At 71.5% G+C, this 22,965-nt stretch carries 21 protein-coding genes and 1 pseudogene; 8 read left to right on the top strand and 14 right to left on the bottom strand.

All coding sequences use genetic code 11. The annotated features are described in order from the left end of the window. Positions 1 to 97: 97 nt before the first annotated feature. The 5 genes from AQJ84_RS04075 to AQJ84_RS04055 are packed head-to-tail and all read right to left on the bottom strand — an operon-like array spanning position 98 to position 5,333. Positions 98 to 943: a glycosyltransferase family 2 protein gene (locus AQJ84_RS04075; protein ID WP_051870058.1), complete on the bottom strand. Its 846-nt coding sequence runs from the start codon at positions 941 to 943 to the stop codon at positions 98 to 100. A gap of 47 nt (positions 944 to 990) precedes the next feature. Beyond that, positions 991 to 1,770: a CDP-alcohol phosphatidyltransferase family protein gene (locus AQJ84_RS04070; RefSeq protein WP_078632087.1), complete on the bottom strand. Its 780-nt coding sequence runs from the start codon at positions 1,768 to 1,770 to the stop codon at positions 991 to 993. Continuing rightward, a complete protein-coding gene (locus tag AQJ84_RS04065) occupies positions 1,748 to 2,809 on the bottom strand; it encodes an iron-containing alcohol dehydrogenase family protein (protein WP_030041971.1) in 1,062 nt (353 codons plus the stop codon). Before AQJ84_RS04065 ends, AQJ84_RS04070 begins: the two co-directional genes overlap by 23 nt. Then, the gene (locus AQJ84_RS04060) at positions 2,797 to 3,549 is read right to left on the bottom strand and encodes a phosphocholine cytidylyltransferase family protein (protein WP_030041972.1); all 753 of its coding nucleotides are present in this window, start codon (positions 3,547 to 3,549) and stop codon (positions 2,797 to 2,799) included. The genes AQJ84_RS04065 and AQJ84_RS04060 overlap by 13 nt, the downstream gene beginning before the upstream one ends. Then, the gene (locus tag AQJ84_RS04055) at positions 3,546 to 5,333 is read right to left on the bottom strand and encodes a DUF5941 domain-containing protein (RefSeq protein ID WP_030041973.1); all 1,788 of its coding nucleotides are present in this window, start codon (positions 5,331 to 5,333) and stop codon (positions 3,546 to 3,548) included. The genes AQJ84_RS04060 and AQJ84_RS04055 overlap by 4 nt, the downstream gene beginning before the upstream one ends. A gap of 288 nt (positions 5,334 to 5,621) precedes the next feature. On the opposite strand from AQJ84_RS04055, the gene galE reads away from it, so the two are divergent. The 3 genes from galE (at position 5,622) to idi (ending at position 8,502) form a co-directional block, all read left to right on the top strand. Further along, positions 5,622 to 6,602 (top strand): UDP-glucose 4-epimerase GalE, encoded by a 981-nt coding sequence (gene galE, locus AQJ84_RS04050; protein ID WP_030041974.1) that lies wholly within the window; start codon positions 5,622 to 5,624, stop codon positions 6,600 to 6,602. Positions 6,603 to 6,756: 154 nt separating this feature from the next. Continuing rightward, entirely contained in the window at positions 6,757 to 7,698 is a 942-nt protein-coding gene (locus tag AQJ84_RS04045; RefSeq protein WP_030041975.1) for a cation diffusion facilitator family transporter, read from the top strand. Between the two features lie 210 nt (positions 7,699 to 7,908). Further along, positions 7,909 to 8,502 carry an isopentenyl-diphosphate Delta-isomerase gene (idi, locus tag AQJ84_RS04040; RefSeq protein ID WP_030041976.1) on the top strand — a complete coding sequence of 198 codons (594 nt, stop codon included), beginning with the start codon at positions 7,909 to 7,911 and terminating at the stop codon, positions 8,500 to 8,502. Between the two features lie 9 nt (positions 8,503 to 8,511). On the opposite strand, the gene AQJ84_RS04035 is transcribed toward idi, so the two are convergent. Further along, a complete protein-coding gene (locus AQJ84_RS04035; protein ID WP_059198795.1) occupies positions 8,512 to 9,021 on the bottom strand; it encodes an ATP-binding protein in 510 nt (169 codons plus the stop codon). A gap of 174 nt (positions 9,022 to 9,195) precedes the next feature. Continuing rightward, entirely contained in the window at positions 9,196 to 9,855 is a 660-nt protein-coding gene (locus AQJ84_RS04030; protein ID WP_030041978.1) for an HdeD family acid-resistance protein, read from the bottom strand. Positions 9,856 to 9,978: 123 nt separating this feature from the next. Between AQJ84_RS04030 and AQJ84_RS04025 the strand changes: the two genes are divergently transcribed. Beyond that, entirely contained in the window at positions 9,979 to 10,734 is a 756-nt protein-coding gene (locus AQJ84_RS04025) for an enoyl-CoA hydratase/isomerase family protein (protein WP_053193300.1), read from the top strand. Here AQJ84_RS04025 and AQJ84_RS04020 read toward each other — a convergent pair. After that, positions 10,721 to 11,356, bottom strand: coding sequence for a DJ-1/PfpI family protein (locus AQJ84_RS04020; protein ID WP_030041980.1), 636 nt, complete (start codon positions 11,354 to 11,356; stop codon positions 10,721 to 10,723). The genes AQJ84_RS04025 and AQJ84_RS04020 overlap by 14 nt on opposite strands. Positions 11,357 to 11,366: 10 nt before the next feature. Further along, a complete protein-coding gene (locus AQJ84_RS04015) occupies positions 11,367 to 12,326 on the bottom strand; it encodes a GlxA family transcriptional regulator (RefSeq protein WP_030041981.1) in 960 nt (319 codons plus the stop codon). Between the two features lie 163 nt (positions 12,327 to 12,489). Here AQJ84_RS04015 and AQJ84_RS44670 point away from each other — a divergent pair, with 163 nt between their 5' ends. From AQJ84_RS44670 to AQJ84_RS04005, 3 genes are all read left to right on the top strand, one after another. Further along, positions 12,490 to 12,621 carry an LPFR motif small protein gene (locus tag AQJ84_RS44670; RefSeq protein ID WP_252100478.1) on the top strand — a complete coding sequence of 44 codons (132 nt, stop codon included), beginning with the start codon at positions 12,490 to 12,492 and terminating at the stop codon, positions 12,619 to 12,621. A 95-nt stretch (positions 12,622 to 12,716) separates the two neighbouring features. Next, positions 12,717 to 15,110, top strand: coding sequence for a Tex family protein (locus tag AQJ84_RS04010; RefSeq protein ID WP_053193298.1), 2,394 nt, complete (start codon positions 12,717 to 12,719; stop codon positions 15,108 to 15,110). A 68-nt stretch (positions 15,111 to 15,178) separates the two neighbouring features. Next, the gene (locus tag AQJ84_RS04005; protein ID WP_030041985.1) at positions 15,179 to 15,736 is read left to right on the top strand and encodes a putative glycolipid-binding domain-containing protein; all 558 of its coding nucleotides are present in this window, start codon (positions 15,179 to 15,181) and stop codon (positions 15,734 to 15,736) included. Here AQJ84_RS04005 and AQJ84_RS04000 read toward each other — a convergent pair. Both AQJ84_RS04000 and AQJ84_RS03995 read right to left on the bottom strand, forming a co-directional pair. Beyond that, positions 15,733 to 17,373, bottom strand: coding sequence for an ABC-F family ATP-binding cassette domain-containing protein (locus AQJ84_RS04000; RefSeq protein WP_053193296.1), 1,641 nt, complete (start codon positions 17,371 to 17,373; stop codon positions 15,733 to 15,735). The two genes, AQJ84_RS04005 and AQJ84_RS04000, sit on opposite strands and share 4 nt — an antisense overlap. 49 nt (positions 17,374 to 17,422) lie before the next feature. Continuing rightward, complete coding sequence (locus tag AQJ84_RS03995) at positions 17,423 to 18,442, bottom strand: hypothetical protein (RefSeq protein ID WP_053193294.1); 1,020 nt, start codon at positions 18,440 to 18,442, stop codon at positions 17,423 to 17,425. Positions 18,443 to 18,508: 66 nt separating this feature from the next. On the opposite strand from AQJ84_RS03995, the gene AQJ84_RS03990 reads away from it, so the two are divergent. Next, positions 18,509 to 19,459, top strand: a complete 951-nt coding sequence (locus AQJ84_RS03990) for an FAD-dependent oxidoreductase (protein ID WP_030041990.1) — start codon at positions 18,509 to 18,511, stop codon at positions 19,457 to 19,459. A 6-nt stretch (positions 19,460 to 19,465) separates the two neighbouring features. On the opposite strand, the gene AQJ84_RS03985 is transcribed toward AQJ84_RS03990, so the two are convergent. From AQJ84_RS03985 to AQJ84_RS03975, 3 genes and pseudogenes are all read right to left on the bottom strand, one after another. Next, positions 19,466 to 21,166: a BCCT family transporter gene (locus AQJ84_RS03985; RefSeq protein WP_030041991.1), complete on the bottom strand. Its 1,701-nt coding sequence runs from the start codon at positions 21,164 to 21,166 to the stop codon at positions 19,466 to 19,468. Between the two features lie 78 nt (positions 21,167 to 21,244). Further along, positions 21,245 to 21,610 (bottom strand): annotated as a pseudogene (locus AQJ84_RS03980) (carboxypeptidase); the annotation flags it as partial. 256 nt (positions 21,611 to 21,866) lie between these two features. Continuing rightward, positions 21,867 to 22,772 carry an NADP-dependent oxidoreductase gene (locus AQJ84_RS03975; RefSeq protein WP_030041993.1) on the bottom strand — a complete coding sequence of 302 codons (906 nt, stop codon included), beginning with the start codon at positions 22,770 to 22,772 and terminating at the stop codon, positions 21,867 to 21,869. Positions 22,773 to 22,965: the final 193 nt, after the last annotated feature.

The raw sequence follows: 22,965 nt of genomic DNA, 5'->3' as shown, positions 1-22,965 counted from the left end.
TAGTGGAAACTTTCGTCTTCGAGATGCGCAGCCTGTGCGGGCCTGGGCATGAGCCGGGGGCCGCGGTACGGCCCGGTTGCTCTCGGGTACGAGCTTGTCAGATGACGGGAGGCCGGCCCAGTCGTGTCAGCCGCCATACCGTACGCCACTTCATGGGCCGGCGCGGGCCGCAGGGTGTGGTCCAGCCTTCCCGGAATCCACCAAACCACGCCTTCAGCGCGGGGCGCGAGGGGCGGCGCACCAGGGTGAGCAGCAGCCAGACACCGAGGTAGACCGGGATCAGGGGGCGGGGCAGGTTGCGGCGGGCGAGCCAGACCCGGTTGCGGGCGACCATGCGGTGGTAGACCGCGTGCCGTGAGGGCGCGGTCGTGGGGTGGTACAGCACCATGTCGGACCGGTAGTCGATCATCCAGCCCGCGTCGAGGGCCCGCCATGCCAGGTCGGTTTCCTCGTGTGCGTAGAAGAACTCGTCCGGGAGGCCGCCGACTTCGGCGAAGACCTGGGTACGGCAGGCGTTGGCGCCGCCGAGGAAGGTGGTGACCCGGGAGGAGCGCATCGGGTCGGAGGCGCGCAGCCGCGGCACGTGGCGGCGCTGGGTGACGCCGGTCTCGGGGTCGGCGATGCGGAAGCTGATGATGCCGAGCTCGGGGTCGGCCTCGAAGGCCTTGCGGCACAGTTCGGCGGTGTCGTGGCCGGCGAGGAGCCCGTCGTCGTCGAGGAACAGCATGATGTCGACGTCGCGGCCGCTGGGGCCGAAGGCCTCGATGCCGACGTTGCGGCCGCCGGGGATGCCGAGGTTCTCCGGCAGCTCGATGGTGCGGACACCGTCCGGGACGTCCGGCACGGGCGAGCCGTTGCCGACCACGACCACCTCGACGCGGTCGCCGTCCTGCTTGGCGACCGAGTCGAGCAGCGCCCGCAGTTCGTCGGGGCGGTTGCCCATGGTGATGATGACCGCGCCGACCTTCAGAGCGGAAGTGGGCACGGCACTCACCTCAGCCTGCTCGACGCGAGGATGGACACCAGGTGCAGGAGGGTCTGCAGCAGTGCGATGCCGGCCAGTACCGCGACGCCGAGCCGGGAGAAGAACAGGTCGTCGCGCACCTGGTCCACGATCGCCAGGACCAGGATCAGCAGGGACGCCTCGATGCCGAGCACCAGGCGGTGGAACTTCAGCGCCGCGGCGGCCTTGCGGGCCAGTGCCATGCCCGAGGAGCGCGGCTCGGACGCCGCTTCCTTGACCGGGGGCAGGCCGCCCTGGTGGCGGGCCACACCGACGAGGTCGGTCTCGGCCTTGATCAGGATGGCGCCGAGCGCGGCCAGGGTGCCGAGGAAGGCCCACAGCCAGTCGATCCGCCCGGTGCCCCACAGGTCGGCGGCGCGCAGGCCGAAGCCGACCAGCACGGCGGCGTCGGTCAGGTAGGCGCCGACGCGGTCCAGGTAGACCCCGCCGAGCGAGTACTGCTTCTTCCAGCGCGCGATCTCACCGTCGACACAGTCCAGCAGCAGGTACATCTGGACGCACACCACACCGAGGACGGCGCCCGCGATCCCCGGCACCAGGAGTGCCGGGGCCGCGAGGACGCCGAAGACGGTCATCAGGTACGTGAGCTGGTTGGGCGTGACCCTGGTGTTGACCAGGTAGCGGTCGACCCGCAGGGACACCTCGCGCATGTAGAGGCGCCCCATCCAGTGCTCACCGCTGCGCCGGTCCTTCACCCCTGCGGGGTGGACGACCGGACGGAGTTCAGCTACCGATGGCCTTGACATAGTCGGCGTAGATGTCCTTGATCTGTTCGGTCTTGAGGTCGAGGTGTTCGAGGATCGTGTAGCGGCCGGGCCTGGTCTCCGGGGCGAACTCCACGGCCCGGACGAACTCGGCCACCGTGAAGCCGATCTCCTCCGGGAGGACCGGAAGCCCGTGCCGGCGCAGCACCTCGGCCATGTAGGCCGACTCCTCGTGGGCCCCTCGCAGGTACATCGCGAAGGCCGCGCCCAGCCCGCACTGCTCCCCGTGGGCGGCCGCCCGCTTGGGGAAGAGCAGGTCGAAGGCGTGGTTGATCTCGTGGCACGCCCCGGAGGACGGCCGTGAGTCGCCGGACACCGACATGGCGATACCGCTGAGGACCAGGGCCTCGGCGAGCACCTGGAGGAAGTCGGTGTCCCCGATGCCGCCGGGGTGCCTGAGGACCGCCTCGCCCGCCTGCCGGGCGATCGCGGCGGCGAGGCCGTCGATCTTCTCGCCCTTGACGCGGTTGGCGAGTTCCCAGTCGGCGATCGCCGAGATGTTGGAGATCGCGTCACCGATGCCCGCGCGCACGAAACGCACCGGGGCCTCGCGGATGACGTCGAGGTCGATGACGACCGCGATCGGGTTCGGGACCCCGTAGGAGCCGCGCCCGGCGTCGTTGTCGAGGGTGGCGACCGGCGAGCACAGGCCGTCGTGCGCGAGGTTGGTCGGTACGGCGACCAGGGGGAGGCCCACGCGCGCCGCGGCGAACTTGGCACAGTCGATGATCTTGCCGCCGCCGAGGCCAACGACCGCGTCGTAGTGGCCGGCCTTTATGTCGCCGGCCAGCCGGACCGCGTCGTCCAGGGTGCCGCCGCCGACCTCGTACCAGGTGGCACCGGACAGCGAGGGGGCGAGGCGCTCCCGCAGCTTGGCGCCCGAGCCGCCGCTGACGGCGATGGCGAGCCTGCCGGAGTGCGAGATGCGCTCGTCGGCGAGGACGCCGACCAGGTCGTCCAGGGCACCCGGGCGGATGTCGACGACGACCGGCGCGGGGATGAGCCGGGTCAGTAGAGGCACGCGATCTCCCGTCCACGGGCGAGATCGTCGTGGTTGTCGATCTCCACCCACTTGACGTCGCCGATCGGCGCCACGTCGATCCGGAAGCCGCGGTTCACCAGCTCCTGGTAGCCGTGCTCGTAGAACTGCTGGGGGTCGGTCTCCCAGACCGTCTTCAGCGCGTCGGCCAGCTCCGGGGCCGCGTCGCCCTCGATGAGGGTGACGCCGATGTACTCACCGGTGGCCTCGGACGGGTCCATCAGCTTGGTGATCTTCGTCATGCCCTTGGCGGGGTCGACGACGACCTTCATCTCCTCGTCCGCGAGGGACTTCACGGTGTCGAGGGCCAGGATGATCTTCTTGCCCTCGCCGCGGGCGGCGAGCAGCGTCTTCTCGACGGAGACCGGGTGGACGGTGTCGCCGTTGGCGAGGATCACGCCGTCCTTGAGGGCGTCACGGCCGCACCACAGGGAGTAGGCGTTGTTCCACTCCTCGGCCTTGTCGTTGTCGATCAGGGTGAGCTTGAGGCCGTACTTCTGCTCGAGGGCCGCCTTGCGCTCGTACACGGCTTCCTTGCGGTAGCCGACGATGATCGCGACCTCGGTCAGACCGATCTCGGCGAAGTTGCCGAGGGTGAGGTCCAAGACCGTGGGTTCGCCTTCTATGCCCGCGGGCCCCACCGGCACCAGAGCCTTGGGAAGGCTGTCGGTGTAGGGGCGCAGACGCCGTCCGGCGCCGGCCGCCAGCACGAGGCCGATCATGCGGGTTCTCCTTCATCGTGTACGGCGGGCGCCCCGGAGGACACCCAGAAGCGGATGCTCTCGACGAGCACCACCAGGGCGACGGCCACGGCGAGGGCCGTGAGCGCGACCTTGAACTGCGAGGCGGAGAGCGCGGCGGCGAGGACGGTGACGAGCAGCGTCCGCCCTTCGTGCCCCCCGATGGCGCGCACCAGCCAGGCCGGCGGCGCTCCGGCGTTGCCGCGGATGCGGTACACCGTGTCGTAGTGATGGTAGGCGACTGCCGCCACCAGGCCGAAAGCCGCAGGAAGGGCCCCGTTCACGTCCGCCCGGGCCGCCAGGACGAGGACGGTGCCGTATTCGGCGGCGCGGAAGAGCGGGGGGACGAGCCAGTCGAGGGCGCCCTTGAGGGGGCGGTACAGCGCCTGGCCGGCGGTGACGGTGTAGACGACGGCACCCGCGACCGGTGCCCAGGTCACCCCGGAGAAGAGGGACACGGCGAGGACGGCCGTCCCCGCGAGCGCCACCAGGAGCGGGGCGCCGAGCCGGACGCGGGTGGCGCGGGCCACGAGGGAGGCGAGCGGACCGTTGTCCGCGAGGTCCGCCAGCGCCTGCGCCGCCCGGTCCGTGCGCCGGGCCTTGCGGGTCAGCGACCGCAGCACCCGCCCGGCCGTGGTGTACGTGGCGGCGAAGGCGCAGCCGACGAGCAGCGCGTAGAAGGTGATGCGCGGAGTGGTCACCGCGGTCAGGACGGCGATCATCGCCCAGCGCTCGCCGATCGGCAGCACGATCATCCGGCGCACCCAGACCGTCCAGCCGACGCTGTCGAGCTTGTCGGAGAGGGCCGCGGTGGGGCTGGTGTTGGCGGTGGCGTCGTGGTTGGCCTCGTTGAAGGAGAAGTCCACGACGTGACGACAGGTCTGCAGGACCATCGCGCCGAGGGCGAGCGCCCACACGTCGTCGCCGCCGCGGGCGGCTCCGAGGGCGAGGCCCGCGTAGTAGGCGTACTCCTTGGCCCGGTCGAAGGTGGCGTCCAGCCAGGCGCCGAGCGTCGAGTACTGCAGGGAGTAACGGGCGAGCTGTCCGTCCGTGCAGTCGAGGACGAAGGAGAAGAGCAGCAGGAGGCCGGCGGCGACGAACCCGCCGCGGGTGCCGGTGGCCGCGCAGCCAGCCGCGATCAGCGCGGTGACGAGCGAGGCGGTCGTGACCTGGTTGGGGGTCAGGCCCCGGCGGGCGCACCAGCGGGCGATGTATCGGGAGTACGGGCTGATGCAGTAGGTGGTGAAGAAGCCGTCGCGGGCCTTCACCGCCGACTTCAGGCGTATGGCCTCGTCGTCCACGGCGGTGACGGCCTGCCGTGCCTCGTTGCGGGCCTGCGGGTCGGCCGGGACCTCGGCGACCAGGCTGCCGAGCTCGGGGTGGTGCACGTCGCTGCCGTCGGCGGCCAGGGAGACGACGACGCGGTCGGCGAGGCTGTCGACGGCGGTCGCCGTGCCACCGCCGTCGGAGTTCTCGCGGGCTATGGCCCGGGTCAGGGCCTGGCGGCCGGCCGGCTGGGCGGTCACCGCGCCCGGCACCGCGGCCAGCGGGAAGCGCGGGTCGGTGAGACCGAGGCGCAGCGCGTGGACGTGACCCACGAAGCGGGCGTCGACCACGGCGACTCGCTGGTCACCGGGCACCTGGGCGAGCAGCGCCTCGGCGTCGGCGGTGTCGGACGCGGTCCGGACCTCGAAGCCGAGGGACCGCAGATCGCCCTCGATCGACGATCCGGGGACCGGCTGACCGGTGAGGATGGCGGTCGGCAACCGAACTCACTCCCTGGGTTCCGACGCGTGGGCGCCGGGCCTGTGCATGGTGGGGGCGCCCCTTGGCATGGCTTGGCTCGGCCGGCCGGGCGGTGTGTCGGCAGAGGCTATCGGATCCCCGGAAGGCCGCGTTCACCGCCCGTTCACGGGCAGATCGACACCGTCTCCACCGGCCTTCGCCGCGATCATCATCGGTGATCGCGGGCCCCGGCCACAAACCTGCGGTCCCAGACCGGGCATCCGGGACATTGCGAGCGGCGGTGGGGCCTCGTCGTAGGGTGGGCGACCATGACGTGGCTGATCACCGGCGGTGCCGGGTACATCGGGGCACATGTGGCGCGGGCCATGACCGACGCCGGAGAACGTGTCCTCGTGCTGGACGACCTGTCGGCGGGAGTGCCCGCCCGGCTGCCCGCGCGGGTCCCGCTGGTCCAGGGCTCGTCGCTGGACGCCGCCCTGCTGAAGCGGGTGTGCGCCGAGCACGGGGTGACGGGTGTGGTGCATCTCGCCGCCCGCAAGCAGGTCGCCGAGTCGGTGGCCCAGCCGACGCGCTACTACCGGGAGAACGTGGGCGGTCTCGTCACGCTCCTGGAGGCGGTCGCCGAGGCCGGGGTCCGGCGCCTGGTGTTCTCCTCCTCGGCGGCCGTCTACGGCAACCCCGACGTGGACCTGATCACGGAGGAGACGGCGTGCGCCCCCGTGAACCCGTACGGCGAGACCAAGCTCGCCGGGGAGTGGCTGGTGCGGGCGGCGGGCCGGGCGCACGGCATCTCCACGGTGTGCCTGCGCTACTTCAACGTCGCCGGGGCGGCCGCGCCGGAGCTGGCGGACACCGGCGTCTTCAACATCGTCCCGATGGTCTTCGACCGGCTCACCCGGGGTGAGGCGCCGCGGATCTTCGGCGACGACTACCCGACGCCGGACGGCACGTGCGTCCGTGACTACATCCATGTCGCCGATCTCGCCGAGGCGCATCTCGCGGCGGCCCGGCGGCTGAGCGGGAACGCCGAGCACGCCGCAGTCGGTGATCTCACGGTCAACATCGGTCGCGGTGAAGGCGTTTCCGTGCGCGAGCTGATCACGGTGATCGCCGAGGTGAGCGGCGACCGGCGGACGCCCGTCGTCGAGGCCCGGCGTCCCGGGGACGCGCCGCGCGCCGTCGCCTCGGCCGCGCGGGCCGCCGAGGTGCTGGGCTGGACGGCCCGGCGCGGGGTGCGCGAGATGGTCGAGTCGGCGTGGCAGGGCTGGCTGCTGCACCACGGCGGGTGACCCGCCAAGCGGCCGAAAACGGATCACCGACGCTCTGACCTGCGTATCGTTTGCGCAGGTCAGGGCACATGACAACGGTGTTCAGTGCCGCGTTGCCCGCTACCCCCCGCCCGTAGTTCACTGTGATCCCGGACCGAACACAGGAGGCGCCTTCATGGGGGCTGGGCACGATCACGGACACGGGCACGCTCACGGCGCGTCCGGCGGCACCGCGACCGCGGCGTACCGCGGGCGGCTGCGGGTCGCGCTGTCCATCACGCTCGGCGTCATGGTGGTCGAGATCATCGGCGGTGTGGTCGCCGACTCGCTGGCGCTGGTGGCCGACGCGGCGCACATGGCGACCGACGCGCTGGGCCTGGGCATGGCTCTCCTGGCCATCCACTTCGCGAGCCTCCCGCCGAGCGACCGGCGTACCTTCGGGCTCGCCCGCGCCGAGATCCTCGCCGCCCTCGCCAACTGCCTGCTGCTGCTCGGGGTCGGCGGGTACGTCCTGTACGAGGCGATCCAGCGGTTCGTCACGCCCGCCGGCACCCAGGGCGGGCTGACCATCGTGTTCGGCGCGATCGGTCTGGTCGCGAACATGGTCTCGCTGTCCCTGCTGATGCACGGCCAGAAGGACAGCCTGAACGTGCGGGGGGCGTTCCTGGAGGTGGCCGCGGACGCGCTCGGTTCGGTCGCGGTGCTGATCTCCGCGGTGGTGATCCTGACCACCGGCTGGCAGGCCGCCGACCCGATCGCCTCGCTCGTCATCGGCCTGATGATCGTGCCGCGCACCTGGAAGCTGTTGCGCGAGACCCTCGACGTACTGCTGGAGGCGGCACCCAAGGACGTCGACATCGCTCAGGTGCGGGCCCACATACTGGCCCTGGACGGTGTCGAGGACATCCACGACCTGCACGCCTGGACGATCACCTCCGGGATGCCGGTGCTGTCCGCGCACGTGGTCGTGCGCTCCGACGTCCTCAGCGCGATCGGTCACGAGAAGATGCTGCACGAGCTCCAGGGCTGCCTCGGCGACCACTTCGACGTGGAACACTGCACCTTCCAGCTGGAGCCGGTCGGGCACGCGGAGCACGAGGCGCGGTTGTGTCACTGACGCCCCGGTGACCTGTCACTGGCACACCAGTACGGGTCCTGAAACACGGGTTCCGGCGGAACGCATCGGTCCGGTGCAAGGCCGCGTCCTCATGCCCACAGCCCCCGCCGCGGGCGGTTCCCCGGCCGCCGCGCCGGGCACGATCAACTGCCGGGAGTGCCTGATTCGTACGGCACACTTGGGGCGCGAAGACCAATGCGAAGGATGGGTATGCCGATCACACCTGCCACCGCGACGCACAGTTCGTCGAACGGCACCTCGGAAGCGATTCTGCTGGAACTGGTCGACGAGAACGGTGTGACGATCGGCACCGCGGAGAAGCTCGCCGCCCACCAGCCGCCGGGACAGCTGCACCGCGCCTTCTCGGTGTTCCTCTTCGACGAGCAGGGCCGGCTGCTGATCCAGCAACGGGCCCTGGGCAAGTACCACTCGCCCGGTGTGTGGTCCAACACCTGCTGCGGCCACCCCTACCCCGGCGAGGCCCCGTTCGCGGCGGCCGCCCGGCGGACGTACGAGGAGCTCGGGGTGTCCCCGTCGCTGCTCGCCGAGGCGGGCACGGTGCGCTACAACCACCCGGACCCGGACTCGGGCCTGGTCGAGCAGGAGTACAACCACCTCTTCGTCGGGATGGTGCAGTCCTCGCTCGGGCCGGACCCGGAGGAGGTCGGCGCGACGGCCTTCGTGACCCCCGCCGAACTGGCCCAGCGGCACGCGAAGGACCCCTTCTCCTCCTGGTTCATGACCGTGCTGGACGCGGCCCGGCCCGCCGTCCGGGAGCTGACGGGCGGGTCCGCAGGCTGGTAGGGCGGCGCCCTACGGCATGGTCGTGGGCTTGAGCGGCAGGGCGGCCCAGATCACCTTGCCGCCGCTCGCCGTGTGCTCGACGTCGCACACCCCGCCCGCCTCCCGGGTGATCTCGCGCACCAGGAGCAGTCCGCGCCCGCCGGTCTGGCCGTGATCGGCCTCCAGAGCGGTCGGGCGGTAGGGGTGGTTGTCCTCCACGGACACCCGCACCCACTCCGCGCCCACGGCGATCTCGACGGCGAGCGTCGGCGACAGCAGTGCCGCGTGCCGGACGGCGTTCGTGACCAGCTCGGAGACGATCAGCAGCAGCCCCTGCACGAGTTCGTCCGGGGCCGGCACCCCCTGGCGGTACAGCAGGTCCCGTACGGCGTGCCGCGCCTGCGGGACCGACACCTCGATCGCCGGAGCCGTGAACCGCCACACACCCTCGTACGGCAACGGATCCGGCGGCCGCGGCTCGAGCGGCTCGTCCGTGCCGCCTGCTGGGCGTGGAGCGGACCCGCGCCCATGGTCTTCCATTGTCCGGTCGCCACCCTTGCGCTCGATTGTCACCACAACCCGAGTGTTGGCAACGAGCCGCTCCACCCCGGAGAACTGAACAGAAGTCAGCAGATATCGAGCGGTCCTGACCGTTGGCGTATGACACCGTCAGATGTGGGACCGCTTATGTCCCGCTCGCGCCGACTTCGCGAACTATTCGGGTTGTACGGGTTTGACGTCCGCCTCGTCCGATCGGATCCGCTCACCGCGCCGCCCGGCACCGGCCGCGCCCTCGGCGGTCAACTGCTCGGAGACCATACCGACAATGCGGCGCCCGCCGTAGCCGGTGGCGATCAGTCCGAGCCCGTCGAAGAGCAGGGCGAGGGCGAAGAACGTGCCGATCACGTACTTGCTGCTGCTCGGCCAGGACGCCAGCACCAGGATGCCGAGCAGGAGGCCGAAGGCACCCTGCACCAGGGTCCAGCCGAACTGCGGTCCGCGCACCACCACGCTGCCGGCCAGCCGGAAGACCCCACCGGTGAGGAAGAGCAGCGCGGCGAACATGGTCAGCGCCTCGGCGGCCGCCTCCGGCCGGGCGATGATGACCACGCCGGCCGCGATGTTCAGGGCCGCGACCACCACCCCGAGCCAGAAGAAGTGGGAACCGCGCGCCTGGATCGCGTGCAGCAGACCCACGACGCCGCCGATCAGCAGCAGCCAGCCGAACAACAGCATCGAGGTCAGCGTGGCCACGCCGGCGTAGACCAGTCCGACCAGTCCCGCCAGGACGAGCAGCACGCCGAGCACGGCGAGCCAGCTGAAGCCGCGGCTCAGTCTCTCCGTCTCGGTCCTCGGCCGGGTGGACCTGGCCATCAGCGCCTCCTTGATCCCCTTTGATCACGCCTTTTCCCTTAGTCCCCTTTACCCCCGGTGTCGTAACCCTCACCCGCACCCGCCTTGATCGCCCAGGAGACCGGGCCGTATAGCATCCGGCGCATGGAGCCGCAGCTGCTGCACACCGTCGCCGACTCGGTCGCCACCGTCGTCGTCCACCACCCGGCCAAGCGCAACGCCATGACGGCCGCGATGTGGCGGGCGCTGCCGCCGCTGCTGGACACGCTGGCCGCCGATCCGGCCGTCCGGGCGCTGGTGCTGACCGGTGAGGGGGCCACGTTCTGCGCGGGGGCCGACATCTCCACGCTCCGGGGGTCGCCGGACGAGGCGCAGGGGCTCGCCGTGCGGGCCGAGGAGGCACTCGCGGCCTTTCCGAAGCCGACGCTCGCGGCGGTGCGCGGTCACTGTGTGGGCGGCGGTTCACAGCTCGCGGCGGCCTGCGATCTGCGGTTCGCCGAGGAGGGCGCGCTGTTCGGGGTGACTCCGGCGAAGCTCGGGATCGTGTATCCGGCTTCCTCCACCCGGCGGCTGGTCTCGCTGGTGGGCCCGGCGACCGCCAAGTACCTGCTGTTCTCCGGCGAGTTGATCGACGCGGAGCGGGCGTTGCGCACGGGGCTGGTCGACGAGGTGGCGGCCGCGGGCGAACTCACCAAGCGGGTCACCGAGTTCACTCGCGTTCTGGTCTCGCGCTCGCAGCTGACACAGGCCGCGGCGAAGGAGTTCGCGAACGGGCGCGATGACCGGGACGCCCACTGGGCCGGGCAGGCGCGCGGCAGCGGCGACACCGCGGAGGGGGTCGCCGCCTTCCTGGAGCGCAGGCAGCCGCGCTTCACCTGGGACGTGTCTACGTCAGGATGAAGCGGCTCTTCCTGCGGAACTCCTCGACGAGGTGGGCCGGGGCCTTGTGCGGGGATCCGGCGTCGTAGGGCGGCTGCGGGTCGTACTCCGTCAACAGCTGGACGGCCTGGGCCTGTTCGTCGCCCGCGATTCTTCCGAGCAGGGTCAGGCCCATGTCGATGCCGGACGAGACGCCGGCCGCGGTGACGTACTTGCCGTCGAAGACGACCCGCTCCCCCGTCGGCTCGGCCCCGAACCGCTTCATGAAGTCGAGCGCCAGCCAGTGCGAGGTCGCCCGCCGTCCCCTCAGCAGTCCCGCCGCGGCGAGCAGCAGGGAGCCTGTGCACACGGAGGTCGTCCAGGTACTGGTGGCGTCGGCGGTGCGCAGCCAGTCCAGCAGGGTGCCGTTGTCCATCTGCGGGCTCTGGCCGGGACCGCCGGGCACGACCACGATGTCGGGGCTCGGCACCTCGGCGAGCGTCCGGTCGGCGGTGAGGGCGAGGTTCCCGGTGTCGGTGCGCACGGGGCCGGTCCGCTCGGCGACGAAGACGGTCTCCGCGCCGGGAAGGCGGCCCAGGGTCTCGTACGGGCCGACGGCGTCCAGGGCGGTGAAGCGTTCGAACAGGACGATGGCGATCTGCATCTGTTTCCTTTCAGCGGACGGGCACGGGGCGGAACCGGCGGCGGTACTCGGCCGGGGCGGCGCCGAGCGCCTTGACGAAGGCGCGGCGCATGGCCTCGGGGGTTCCGTAGCCGCTGGAGCGGGAGATCTCCTCGACTCCGTCGCCGGTGTCCTCCAGAAGACGGCGGGCGTGTTCGAGGCGGACACGGTCCACGTAACGGCCGGGTGTCATGCCGGTCTCGGCGCGGAAGGCGCGGGCGAAGTGACGGGGCGACAGACGGGCGCGGGCGGCGAGGGACTCGACGCTCAGGTCGTCGGCGGGATGCTCGGTGATCCACTGCTGGACGTCCCGCAGCGGCTCGCGCCGGGCGGTCTGGGCGGCCAGCTGGGCGCTGAACTGGTCCTGGTTTCCCGGCCGGCGCAGGAAGACGACCAGGTGACGCGCGACGGCGAGTGCGGCCGGCCGGCCCAGGTCCTCCTCCACGAGCGCCAGGGCGAGGTCGATGCCGGAGGTGACGCCCGCCGATGTGGAGACCTGCCCGTCCCGCACGAAGATGGGTGCGGGGTCCACCTCGACGGCGGGGTGGTCGCGCGCGAGCTTGTCGCAGTACGCCCAGTGGGTGGTGACTCGGCGGCCGTCCAGCAGGCCCGCCTCGGCGAGCAGGATCGCACCGGTGCAGACGGAGACGAGGCGCCGCGCGCGCGGGCCGTGTGCGCGCACCCAGTCCGTCAGACGGGTATCCGGGTCCCGGGTGCCCTGGCCGCCCGGGACGAGCAGGGTGTGCGGGCCGGGCGCGTCCGCGAGGGACGTGTCCGGTACGAGGGTCAGACCGCTGGAGGTGCGTACCGGGCCGCCGTCCAGGGAGGCGGTGCGGACACGGTAGGTGCCGGGGGTGTGCTGTTCGGCTCCGGCGAAGACCTCGACGGGGCCCGAGACGTCCAGGCTCTGGACGCCGTCGAAGAGGACGACGAGAACGGTTCGCTGCGGCATGCGGTCGATTCTTCGCCGCCCTCGAAATGGCCGCAACGACGAGTTCCCCACCTTTTCTGCCATGCGGCGCAGCCTCCCGCCGTCAAGAGGTGGGCATGATCGGCGATCGACGAGGTACCCGGTTGTTCCGGTCATCGTGGCCGGGAGGCGAAAGGAGAACTACGTGTTCCGTGCGATCGCAGACGTACTGCGCCAGATCGGTGGGGCCATCGCCACCGTCGTTACCCTGCCGTTCCGGGCGCTGGCCCGGCTGTTCGGCGGTGCCTCGAGTTCGACGCGCAGCCGCAGGGCCTGACCGCCCGGCCCGCCGGGCGCCGCCCTGATCCCCGATTGTCGGCGCCACCTGCCACAATTGCCGCGCAACCCCAGTGGAGAAGGCGGTACGGGATCGTGACGACACCCCTCGTAGGGTCCATCGAAGGCAGGATCGCCGAGGAGCTCGGCGTACGGGAGCGGCAGGTCAGGGCTGCCGTGGAACTGCTCGACGGCGGTTCGACGGTGCCCTTCGTCGCCCGCTACCGCAAGGAAGCGACCGAGATGCTCGACGACGCGCAGCTGCGCACAATCGAGGAGCGGCTGCGCTATCTGCGGGAGCTGGAGGAGCGACGGACCGCGATCCTCGACTCGGTGCGCGAACAGGGCAAGCTCACCGAGGAGCTGGAGGCGCGGATCCGGGGCGCGGAGACCAAGGCGCGCCTGGAGGACATCTACCTGCCGTACAAGCCCAAGCGGCGCACCAAGGCCCAGATCGCCCGTGAGGCGGGTCTGGAGCCGCTCGCCGAGGGCCTGCTCGGGGACCCCACCGTCGAACCGTCGGCCGCGGCCGCCGCGTTCGTCGACGCCGACAAGGGCGTCGTCGATGCGCAGGCGGCCCTCGACGGTGCCCGGGCGATCCTCACCGAGCGGTTCTCGGAGGACGCCGACCTGATCGGCGAGCTGCGCGAGCGCATGTGGGTGCGGGGGCGGCTGGCCGCCAAGGTGCGGGACGGCAAGGAGGAGGCGGGCGCCAAGTTCGCCGACTACTTCGACTTCGCCGAGCCGTTCACCGAGCTGCCCTCGCACCGCGTCCTGGCGATGCTGCGCGGCGAGAAGGAGGAGGTCCTGGACCTCGTCCTGGAGCCGGAGGAGCCCTCCGAGCAGCCCGGGCCGTCCTCGTACGAGGCGATCGTGGCGAACCGGTTCCGGATCGCCGACCGCGGCCGTCCCGGCGACAAGTGGCTGACGGACACGGTCCGCTGGGCCTGGCGCACCCGCCTGCTGGTCCACCTCGGCATCGACCTGCGCCTGCGGCTGCGCACCGCCGCCGAGGACGAGGCGGTGAACGTCTTCGCGGCGAACCTCCGTGACCTGCTGCTCGCCGCTCCGGCCGGCACCCGCGCGACGCTGGGCCTGGACCCCGGTTTCCGCACGGGCGTCAAGGTCGCCGTGGTCGACGCGACCGGCAAGGTGGTCGCGACGGACGTGATCTACCCGCACGTCCCGGCGAACAAGTGGGACGAGGCGATCGCCAAGCTGGCCCGCCTCGCGAAGGAGCACGCGGTCGAGCTGGTCGCGATCGGCAACGGCACGGCGTCGAGGGAGACCGACAAGCTCGCCGGTGAACTGATCACCAGGCACCCGGAGCTGAACCTCACCAAGGTGATGGTGTCGGAGGCCGGCGCGTCGGTGTACTCGGCCTCCGCCTTCGCCTCGCAGGAACTGCCCGACATGGACGTGTCGCTGCGCGGCGCCGTGTCGATCGCGCGGCGGCTGCAGGACCCGCTGGCCGAGCTGGTGAAGATCGACCCGAAGTCGATCGGTGTCGGCCAGTACCAGCACGACCTGTCCGAGGTGAAGCTGTCGCGTTCGCTGGACGCGGTGGTGGAGGACTGTGTGAACGGCGTCGGTGTCGACGTCAACACCGCCTCGGCGCCGCTGCTCGCCCGGGTCTCGGGCATCACCTCCGGGCTCGCCGAGAACATCGTGGCGCACCGGGACGCCAACGGACCTTTCAAGTCGCGTACCCAGCTCAAGGGTGTGGCCCGGCTGGGCCCCAAGGCGTACGAGCAGTGCGCGGGCTTCCTGCGCATCCGCGAGGGCGACGATCCGCTGGACGCCTCCAGCGTGCACCCCGAGGCGTATCCGGTGGTGCGGCGGATGGTGAAGACCGCGGGCCAGAACGTGGCCTCGCTCGTCGGCAACACCGGTGTGCTGCGGTCGCTGAGGCCGCAGGACTTCGTGGACGAGACGTTCGGTCTGCCGACGGTGACGGACATCCTCAAGGAGCTGGAGAAGCCGGGGCGCGACCCGCGGCCCGCCTTCAAGACGGCCACCTTCAAGGAGGGCGTCGAGAAGATCTCCGACCTGTCGTCCGGGATGGTCCTGGAGGGTGTGGTCACCAACGTGGCGGCCTTCGGGGCGTTCATCGACGTCGGTGTGCACCAGGACGGTCTGGCGCACGTATCCGCGCTGTCGAAGACGTTCGTCAAGGACCCGCGGGACGTGGTCAAGCCGGGCGACATCGTCAAGGTGAAGGTCCTGGACGTCGACATCCCGCGCAAGCGGATCTCGCTGACGCTCCGCCTCGACGACGAGGCCGCGCCGCAGGAGCGGCAGCCGGGCGCGGGCGGCGGCGAACGCCGGCAGCGGGGCGGACGTCCGCCCCAGCAGCGGCAGAACCGCGGCGGCGGTGGCGGGGGTGGCGGTGGCGGTGCCTCGCGTCAGGCTGCGCCGCCCGCCAACAGCGCGATGGCCGACGCGCTGCGCAAGGCGGGGCTCCTCGACCCGAAGAAGGGCCGGCGCTGAGCTGAACCGGCCCGGACCCTCCGGTATGCCACGGAGGATCCGGGTCGATTCGTCCGTAAGGTGACGTCGTGCGGACATCACGTGTGATCACCTGGGACGTGTCCGGAAGCGGGGGCTACGAGACCGCCTGGGTCGACCTCGACGAGCGGCGGCTGCGCGCGCGGGGCAGGGCGGTCGGCACCGTGCCCGAGACGTACTGGATCTCGTACGCCCTCGACACCGGCGACGGTTTCGTCACCCGCCGGCTGCTGGTGGAGGCCGCCACCACGCACGGCATCCATCTCCTCGACCTGCGCCACGACGGCGAGGGACGGTGGACCGCGAACGGCGAGCGGATCCCCCACATCGACGGCGCCCTCGACTGCGATCTCGGGCTGTGTCCGCTGACCAACACCATGCCGGTGCTGCGGCACGGCCTGCATCGCACGCCAGGTGAGCGGGAGTTGCTCATGGCGTGGGTGTCCGTCCCCGGTCTGACGGTGGAGCCGTCGCGGCAGACCTACACCCACCTCGGCCGGGGGCTGGTGGGCTTCGCCTCCGGCGACTTCCGCAGTGACCTGGAGTTCGACGAGGACGGGTGCGTGGTCGACTATCCGGGTCTGGCCCGGCGGCTGACCTCGCGTTAGCGCTCCGTCACCTTGCCGTCCGCCACCTCCAGGCGCCGGGTGACGTGGACCGCGTCCAGCATCCGCCGGTCGTGGGTCACCAGCAGCAGCGTGCCCTCGTAGGCGTCCAGGGCCGACTCCAGCTGCTCGATGGCCGGCAGATCGAGGTGGTTGGTCGGCTCGTCGAGGACCAGGAGGTTGACACCCCGGCCCTGCAGAAGGGCGAGAGCGGCCCTGGTGCGTTCGCCCGGGGAGAGCGTGGCGGCCGGGCGCAGGACGTGGTCCGCCTTGAGGCCGAACTTGGCCAGGAGGGTGCGGACGTCGGCCGGTTCGGTGTCCGGGACGGCCGCGCCGAAGGCGTCCAGCAGGGCTTCCGGGCCGTGGAACAGCTTGCGGGCCTGGTCGACCTCGCCTACCAGGACGCCGGAGCCGAGAGTGGCCGAGCCCGCGTCCACCGGGACGCGCCCCAGCAGGGCTCCCAGCAGCGTGGACTTGCCCGAGCCGTTCGCTCCGGTCACCGCGATCCGGTCCGCCCAGTCGATCTGCAGCGCAACGGGACCCAGCACGAAGTCGCCGCGCCGGACCTCGGCGTCGCGCAGGGTCGCCACGACCGCGCCCGAGCGGGGGGCCGAGGCGATCTCCATACGCAGGTCCCACTCCTTGCGGGGTTCCTCGACGACGTCTAGGCGTTCGATCATGCGCTGGGTCTGGCGGGCCTTGGCGGCCTGCTTCTCGCTGGCCTCGCTGCGGAACTTGCGGCCGATCTTGTCGTTGTCGTTGCCCGCCTTGCGGCGCGCGTTCTTCACGCCCTTGTCCATCCAGGAGCGCTGGGTCTGGGCCCGCTCCTGGAGGGCGGCCTTCTTGTCGGCGTACTCCTCGTAGTCGCCGCGCGCGTGCCGGCGGGCCACCTCGCGCTCCTCCAGGTAGGCCTCGTAGCCGCCGCCGTAGAGCGTGATCTGCTGCTGGGCCAGGTCGAGTTCGAGGACCTTGGTGACGGTGCGGGTGAGGAACTCGCGGTCGTGGCTGACGACGACGGTGCCGGCGCGCAGGCCGCTCACGAAGCGTTCGAGGCGCTCCAGGCCGTCGAGGTCGAGGTCGTTGGTCGGCTCGTCGAGGAGGAAGACGTCGTAGCGGGACAGGAGGAGGGAGGCGAGGCCCGCCCGGGCCGCCTGGCCGCCCGACAGCGACGTCATCGGCTGGTCCAGGTCGACGGCCAGACCGAGCGAGTCGGCGACCTCCTCGGCCCGCTCGTCGAGGTCGGCGCCGCCGAGGTCCAGCCAGCGCTCCAGGCTGGTCGCGTAGGCGTCGTCGGCGCCGGGTGCGCCGTCGACCAGGGCCTGGGTCGCCCCGTCCATGGTCCGCTGGGCCTCGGCGACACCGGTACGGCGGGCGAGGAAGTCCCGTACGGTCTCGCCGGGCCGCCGCTCCGGCTCCTGCGGCAGGTGGCCCACGGTCGCCGTCGGCGGGGACAGCCTGAGCTCTCCCTCCTCCGGCGCGGCGAGGCCGGCGAGCATCCTGAGCAGCGTGGATTTGCCCGCGCCGTTGGCTCCGACCAGCCCGATGACGTCTCCGGGCGCGACGACGAGGTCGAGCCCGGAGAACAGGGAGCGGTCGCCGTGGCCGGCGGCGAGGTTCTTGGCGACGAGGGTGGCAGTCATCAGACCGCCGATACTAATGGGCCGCCCCGGGCGGCCGGCGTCCGGGATTTCAGCGGGCCATCGCCTCCACCAGGACACTCCCCGACGTCCGGGCCACCACGAAGGACTCCCCCTTCACCGCCCTGGTGTCCAGGGCGATGCGGTGGCGGCCCGCTTCCAGGATGCCGTCGAAGACCTCGTGGGCGTGGGCACGGTAGAGGCGGTCGAGGCGGTACGCGGTGAGGCGCACCCGGCAGGGGGAGGTGACCTCGACGCCCGCCTCGCCGTCGGCGGCGACCAGGCGGGTGAGGCGGCGCCGCTCCACGGGGCTGCGGTCCAGGGCGTGCTCGATCTGCGCGACCAGGAGGGGGACGATGGGGGCCAGGCCGTCGACGTAGGCGACGTCGACACCGGCCCGTTCGAAGGAGCGGCGTACGGCGGCACGCTCGTCTTCGGTGACCGCGCGGCCGAAGGCGACGGCGCCGTAGGCGCGCAGCTCATCGGCGGGGACGTCCCGCGCCTCGCGGGTGATGTCGGCGCCGATGCCGATGATCCGCAGGGCGGCGGCGAGCTTGGCCAGGAGGGCGACGCGGGCGCCGATCAGCAGGACGCGGCGGCGGGTGTTCGCGGCCGTGTCCAGGAGGGAGTGCAGCGCCGTGCGGTACTCGGCGCCCTGGAAGCGGAACGGGCCGATGCCGTGGTAGCCGTTGCGCTCCAGGTCGGCGTGCTCGTCCGTCTGCCAGGCGAAGTCCCGCCAGACGAAGTCCTCGCCGTCGCGGTCGATCGCCGCCGTGACGGCGCCGCAGGCCAGGTCCTCGCACTCGGGGCAGCCGTAGACGACGTAGCGGCCGCCGGGCAGCGGCGCGTCCGTCTCCAGGAGCAGGCTGCGGACCTGGGCGGTGAAGATCGCCGGCGGGACGTCCGAGGCGAGTGGGGAGACTGCGTCGAGGTCGGAGAGCTGGAAGAGGAGCGGGCGCCCGTCGACGATGAAGTCGACGAAGTCCCGGTGTACCTGGAAGCCACCGTCGGCCAGGACTCCACCGGCGCGCATCGCCGGTGCCAGGCCGAAGGTCGCGTACTCGGCAGACATGCTGTGAGTATCCCCAGACTGGGACCGGTCTGAGCACGGCATGACATATTCCGCTAACGTCCCCGCATGGAAAGCGATCTCATGGACGGCGTCGTCGTGGTCGGCGGCGGTGTCATCGGACTGACGACGGCCCTGGTGCTGGCCGAGCGCGGCCGGCGGGTCCGGGTGTGGACGCGGGATCCGGTGGAGCGGACCACCTCGGCGGTTGCCGGGGCGCTGTGGTGGCCCTACTCGATCGAGCCGGTCGCCCTGGCGCGCGAGTGGGCGCTGCGCTCCCTGGACGTGTACGAGGACCTGGCGGCCGATCCCGAGGCGACCGGCGTACGCATGGTCGAAGGGGTACTGGGCGACGAGGATCCGGACGGGGCCGAGGCGTGGGCGGGCGCGCGGCTGCCGGGACTGCGGGCGTCGACGGCCGGGGAGCACGCCGGGACGGGGATGTGGGCACGGCTGCCGCTGATCGACATGTCGAAGCATCTGCCGTGGCTGCGGGAGCGGTTCCTCGCGGCGGGCGGGACGATCGAGACCCGTACGGTGTCGGATCTGGCGGCGGTCGAGGCGCCGGTGGTGGTCAACTGCACGGGTCTCGGAGCCCGGGAGCTGGTGCCGGACGCCTCCGTGCGTCCCGTGCGCGGGCAGCTGGTGATCGTGGAGAACCCCGGCATCCGTACCTGGCAGGTGTCCACCGACACCGCCGGGGAGAAGGCGTACTTCTTCCCCCATCCCGACCGGCTCGTGCTCGGCGGCACGACCGACGAGGGCCGGTGGTCCCTCGAACCCGATCCCGCGGCGGCGGAGGCGATCGTACGGCGGTGCGCGGCGCTGCGGCCGGAGATCGCCGGGGCGCGGGTGCTGGAGCACAAGGTGGGGCTCAGGCCCGCCCGGGACGCGGTCCGCCTGGAGCGCGAACCGCTGCCCGGCGGGCGGACGTTGGTGCACAACTACGGTCACGGCGGGGCCGGGGTGACCGTGGCCTGGGGGTGCGCTCAGGAGGCGGCCCGGCTCGCCTCCCCCTGATCGCGCTCAGCCGTGGTCATGTCCCAGCGGGTCACCCTCCCGCTCGGTGCCGGCGCCCGGGCCGACCCTGATCTCGAAGTCGCCGTCGTACCTCTTGTGGCCTTCGATGACGGCGAGTTCGACGGCCTCGGAGCCCATCTCGTAGCGCACGATGACCGGGTCGTGGCGCAGGTCGCGCAGGAGCGCCACGCACATGCCGATCATCACCAGGACGAACGGCGCGGCGGCCAGGATCGTGAGGTTCTGCAGACCGGTGAGCGCGTCGCCCTGGCCGCTGCCGACGAGCAGCATGATGGCGGCGACACCTCCGGTCACCACACCCCAGAACACGACGACCAGACGGCCGGGTTCGAGTGAGCCCTTCTGGGAGAGCGTGCCCATCACGATGGACGCGGCGTCGGCTCCCGAGACGAAGAAGATGCCCACCAGGATCATCACCAGCAGGCTGGTGGCGGTCGCGATCGGGAACTCCTGCAGCACGGCGAAGAGCTGACCCTCGGGCGTCTGCTCGCTGCCGAGCGCGCCGCCCTCCTTCAGCTTCATCGCCGTACCGCCGAAGACCGCGAACCAGACGAGGCTGACGGTGCTGGGCACGAGGATGACGCCGCCGACGAACTGCCGGATGGTGCGGCCACGGCTGATGCGGGCGATGAACATGCCGACGAAGGGCGTCCAGGAGATCCACCAGGCCCAGTAGAAGACGGTCCAGCTGCCGAGCCAGTCCGCGACGCCCTCGCCGCCGCTGGCCTCGGTACGGCCGGCCAGCTGGGGCAGGTCGCCGATGTAGGAGAAGATCGACGTGGGCAGCAGGTCGAGCACGATGATCGTGGGGCCCGCGACGAACACGAACACGGCCAGCACGAGGGCGAGCACCATGTTGGTGTTGGACAGCCACTGGATGCCGCGCTCGATACCGGAGACCGCCGAGGCGACGAAGGCCAGGGTCAGCACGGCGATGATGGCGACGAGCAGGCCGGTGCTCACGTCGTCCATCCAGTCCAGCTCCTGGAAACCGGAGCCGATCTGGAGGGCGCCCAGGCCCAGCGAGGCGGCGGAGCCGAAGACGGTGGCGATGATCGCGAGGATGTCGATCACCCGGCCCGCGGCGCCGTTCGCGTGCTTCTCCCCGATGAGCGGGGTGAAGACAGCGCTGATGGTCTGGCGCCGGCGCTTGCGGAAGGTGCTGTAGGCGATGCCGAGGCCGACCACCGCGTAGATCGCCCAGGGGTGCAGCGTCCAGTGGAAGAGGGTGGTGGCCATCGCCGTCTCCATGCGTTCCGCGGAGTCGGCGGGGCTGGTGCCCGGCGGTGGGGTCGTGTAGTGCGACAGCGGCTCGCTCACGCCGTAGAACATCAGGCCGATGCCCATGCCGGCGCTGAACATCATCGCGACCCAGGACACCGTCTTGAACTCGGGTTCCTCGCCCTCGGCTCCCAGGTGGATGCGGCCGTAGCGGCTGAGCGCGAGCCACAGCGCGAAGACCACGAAGCACGAGGCGGTCAGTATGAAGGCCCAGCCGCCGTTGTGGATCAGGCCGCTGAGCATCTTCGTGGAGACGCTCTCCAGCGAGTCCGTGCCCACCGAGCCCCAGATCACGAAGGCCACGGTGATGGCGGCGGTGACACCGAACACCACGCGGTCCGTCTGGTGGCCGGAAAGATCCGTCGGACCTTCCCGGCCACCTCTCTTCTTCAGGTCTTCCGTCATCAGCGGCACCTTCCCCTGGAAACCGTGGGTACACCTGTTCCTCGTACGCCCTACGGCCTACCACAGGTACCGCCGATCTCAACCGCCTCGGCAGGCGGTGTCGGGCTCACCTGCCGTGAGGTGGTACGGGGCGCGCTCGTCGAGCAGCAGGGGGACGAGGGCGCGCAGCGGGACGTAGGTGCCCCGCGTCCTGACACCGTGCAGGGCCAGGGCGTCCTTCACCTCCGCGTACTGGCCGGCGGTGAGCCGGTAGCCGCAGGGCGGGTCCTGGATTACCTCGGCGGGGTTCGGGCGGATCGTTGTCGGCGCCCCCGACATGGACGGGTCCGGTGTCGGACCAGCACTCAAGCCGGGCCGCGCCGGTGGCCGCCTCGACCTACCCGCTGCGGCGTCCGCGAAGTCGAACAGGCCCGTTAGTGCCACCAGTTGGGAGTCCACGCGGCGAGGGCTCTCAGCTCCACCGTGCGGCGGCAAGCAGCCTCGTCCGGGGCCTCCCCGGCCGGGGTTTTCCCTTTGGACGACGGCTCATGTGCCACGTGCGGTGCCCGAGTGGGGGCGGCCTGCTTGACGAGGCGCCATGGAGATCGGCCCGCTCCGGACCGCCCGCTCGCCGGTACCGATCGAGGGCACGCTCGCCACGCAGGCCCGCACGTTGCGAGTTACCTACCTCGTGGGCCTGTTCAGATACAGATCGGCCTGTTCAGATGCAGATCACGATCTTTCCTCGGGTGCGCCCGCGCTCGGCGTGCGCGTGGGCGTCGGCGATCCGCTTCAGGGGGTAGGCCTGTTCGATGCGGGGTGTGTAGCGGCCTTGCCCGCCCAGTTCCGCCGCCGCGGACAGGAGAGTGGAATCGTTCTCCGCGTTGACCACATGCGTGCCCAGGCGCTGCCCGCCCGCATGGTCGGCGACCGTCGCGACGCGCTTAGGGTCACCTGTGATCGCGACGAGGTCGTCCAGCGATCCGGAGGCCGCGGTGTCGAGCGCTATGTCGACTCCGCGCGGGGCGAGAGCGGACAGACGCTGCGCGAGGCCGGGACCGTAGGTGGTGGGAACGGCGCCGAGAGAGGTGAGGAACTCGTGGTTGCGTTCACTGGCTGTCCCGATCACAGTGGCACCTTGCGCTACCGCGATCTCGACCGCCGCGCTGCCCACGCCTCCGGCGGCGCCCTCGACGAGGAGGGTGCGCCCCGCGAGGGAGCCGAGCGCGTTCAAGCCACCCATCGCGGTCACGGACGCGAGACCGGCGCCCGCGGCCTGCTCGTCGTTCCACGTGGCGGGGGTGTGCGCCCAGGCCGAGAGGATGAGCAGCTCCGCGGTCGCGCCGGTGACGCCGCCCAGCCCGAAGACGCGGTCGCCGATGCTCACCCCCTGTACCCCGTCACCGACCTCGTCGACCACGCCGGCGGCGTCGCGCCCGGGAATGGCGGGCAGCTCCAGGGGAAGCAGCTGGTGCAGGGCGCCGGCGCGCAGCTTCCAGTCGATGGGATTGACGCTGGCCGCCGCGACGCGGACACGGATCTCACCGGGTCCGGGGTGGGGGTCGGGGGCCTGCTCGATCACCAGGCTCTCCGCTCCGCCGTATTCGTGGAACCGGGCTGCGCGCATAATGGTCTGCCTCACTTTGACGGGCCGGAATGACGTGTTCATCCGACGCTCGTCACCCTAGAACCTGACGTTGACGTGAGGTGCAAGCCGCAACTGCCGCCCGGCCGGAGGAAGGCAGGCGCGGATGGGGGAGGGTGCCGAGCGGGCGGGGGTGAGCGTGGGGGCCTGCGCCACTACGAGGGATCACGCCGCC

The organism is Streptomyces resistomycificus, assembly GCF_001514265.1.
Lineage (GTDB): Bacteria > Actinomycetota > Actinomycetes > Streptomycetales > Streptomycetaceae > Streptomyces > Streptomyces resistomycificus.
Note: the sequence above shows the minus strand (reverse complement) of the source record. Positions and strands in the feature narration are given on the sequence as shown.

What these genes read in the sequence shown, in the direction of transcription:
- idi (WP_030041976.1), top strand. Translation starts at nt 7,909, where the DNA reads ATGCCGATCACACCTGCCACCGCGACGCACAGTTCGTCGAACGGCACC.
- AQJ84_RS04030 (WP_030041978.1), bottom strand. Translation starts at nt 9,855, where the DNA reads ATGGCCAGGTCCACCCGGCCGAGGACCGAGACGGAGAGACTGAGCCGC.
- AQJ84_RS04075 (WP_051870058.1), bottom strand. Translation starts at nt 943, where the DNA reads ATGGGCAACCGCCCCGACGAACTGCGGGCGCTGCTCGACTCGGTCGCC.
- AQJ84_RS03995 (WP_053193294.1), bottom strand. Translation starts at nt 18,442, where the DNA reads ATGTCTGCCGAGTACGCGACCTTCGGCCTGGCACCGGCGATGCGCGCC.
- AQJ84_RS04060 (WP_030041972.1), bottom strand. Translation starts at nt 3,549, where the DNA reads ATGATCGGCCTCGTGCTGGCGGCCGGCGCCGGACGGCGTCTGCGCCCC.
- AQJ84_RS03985 (WP_030041991.1), bottom strand. Translation starts at nt 21,166, where the DNA reads ATGACGGAAGACCTGAAGAAGAGAGGTGGCCGGGAAGGTCCGACGGAT.
- AQJ84_RS03990 (WP_030041990.1), top strand. Translation starts at nt 18,509, where the DNA reads ATGGAAAGCGATCTCATGGACGGCGTCGTCGTGGTCGGCGGCGGTGTC.
- AQJ84_RS04045 (WP_030041975.1), top strand. Translation starts at nt 6,757, where the DNA reads ATGGGGGCTGGGCACGATCACGGACACGGGCACGCTCACGGCGCGTCC.
- AQJ84_RS04020 (WP_030041980.1), bottom strand. Translation starts at nt 11,356, where the DNA reads ATGCAGATCGCCATCGTCCTGTTCGAACGCTTCACCGCCCTGGACGCC.
- AQJ84_RS04035 (WP_059198795.1), bottom strand. Translation starts at nt 9,021, where the DNA reads ATGGAAGACCATGGGCGCGGGTCCGCTCCACGCCCAGCAGGCGGCACG.
- AQJ84_RS03975 (WP_030041993.1), bottom strand. Translation starts at nt 22,772, where the DNA reads ATGCGCGCAGCCCGGTTCCACGAATACGGCGGAGCGGAGAGCCTGGTG.
- AQJ84_RS04000 (WP_053193296.1), bottom strand. Translation starts at nt 17,373, where the DNA reads ATGACTGCCACCCTCGTCGCCAAGAACCTCGCCGCCGGCCACGGCGAC.
- AQJ84_RS04015 (WP_030041981.1), bottom strand. Translation starts at nt 12,326, where the DNA reads ATGCCGCAGCGAACCGTTCTCGTCGTCCTCTTCGACGGCGTCCAGAGC.
- AQJ84_RS04070 (WP_078632087.1), bottom strand. Translation starts at nt 1,770, where the DNA reads ATGTCAAGGCCATCGGTAGCTGAACTCCGTCCGGTCGTCCACCCCGCA.
- AQJ84_RS04025 (WP_053193300.1), top strand. Translation starts at nt 9,979, where the DNA reads ATGGAGCCGCAGCTGCTGCACACCGTCGCCGACTCGGTCGCCACCGTC.
- galE (WP_030041974.1), top strand. Translation starts at nt 5,622, where the DNA reads ATGACGTGGCTGATCACCGGCGGTGCCGGGTACATCGGGGCACATGTG.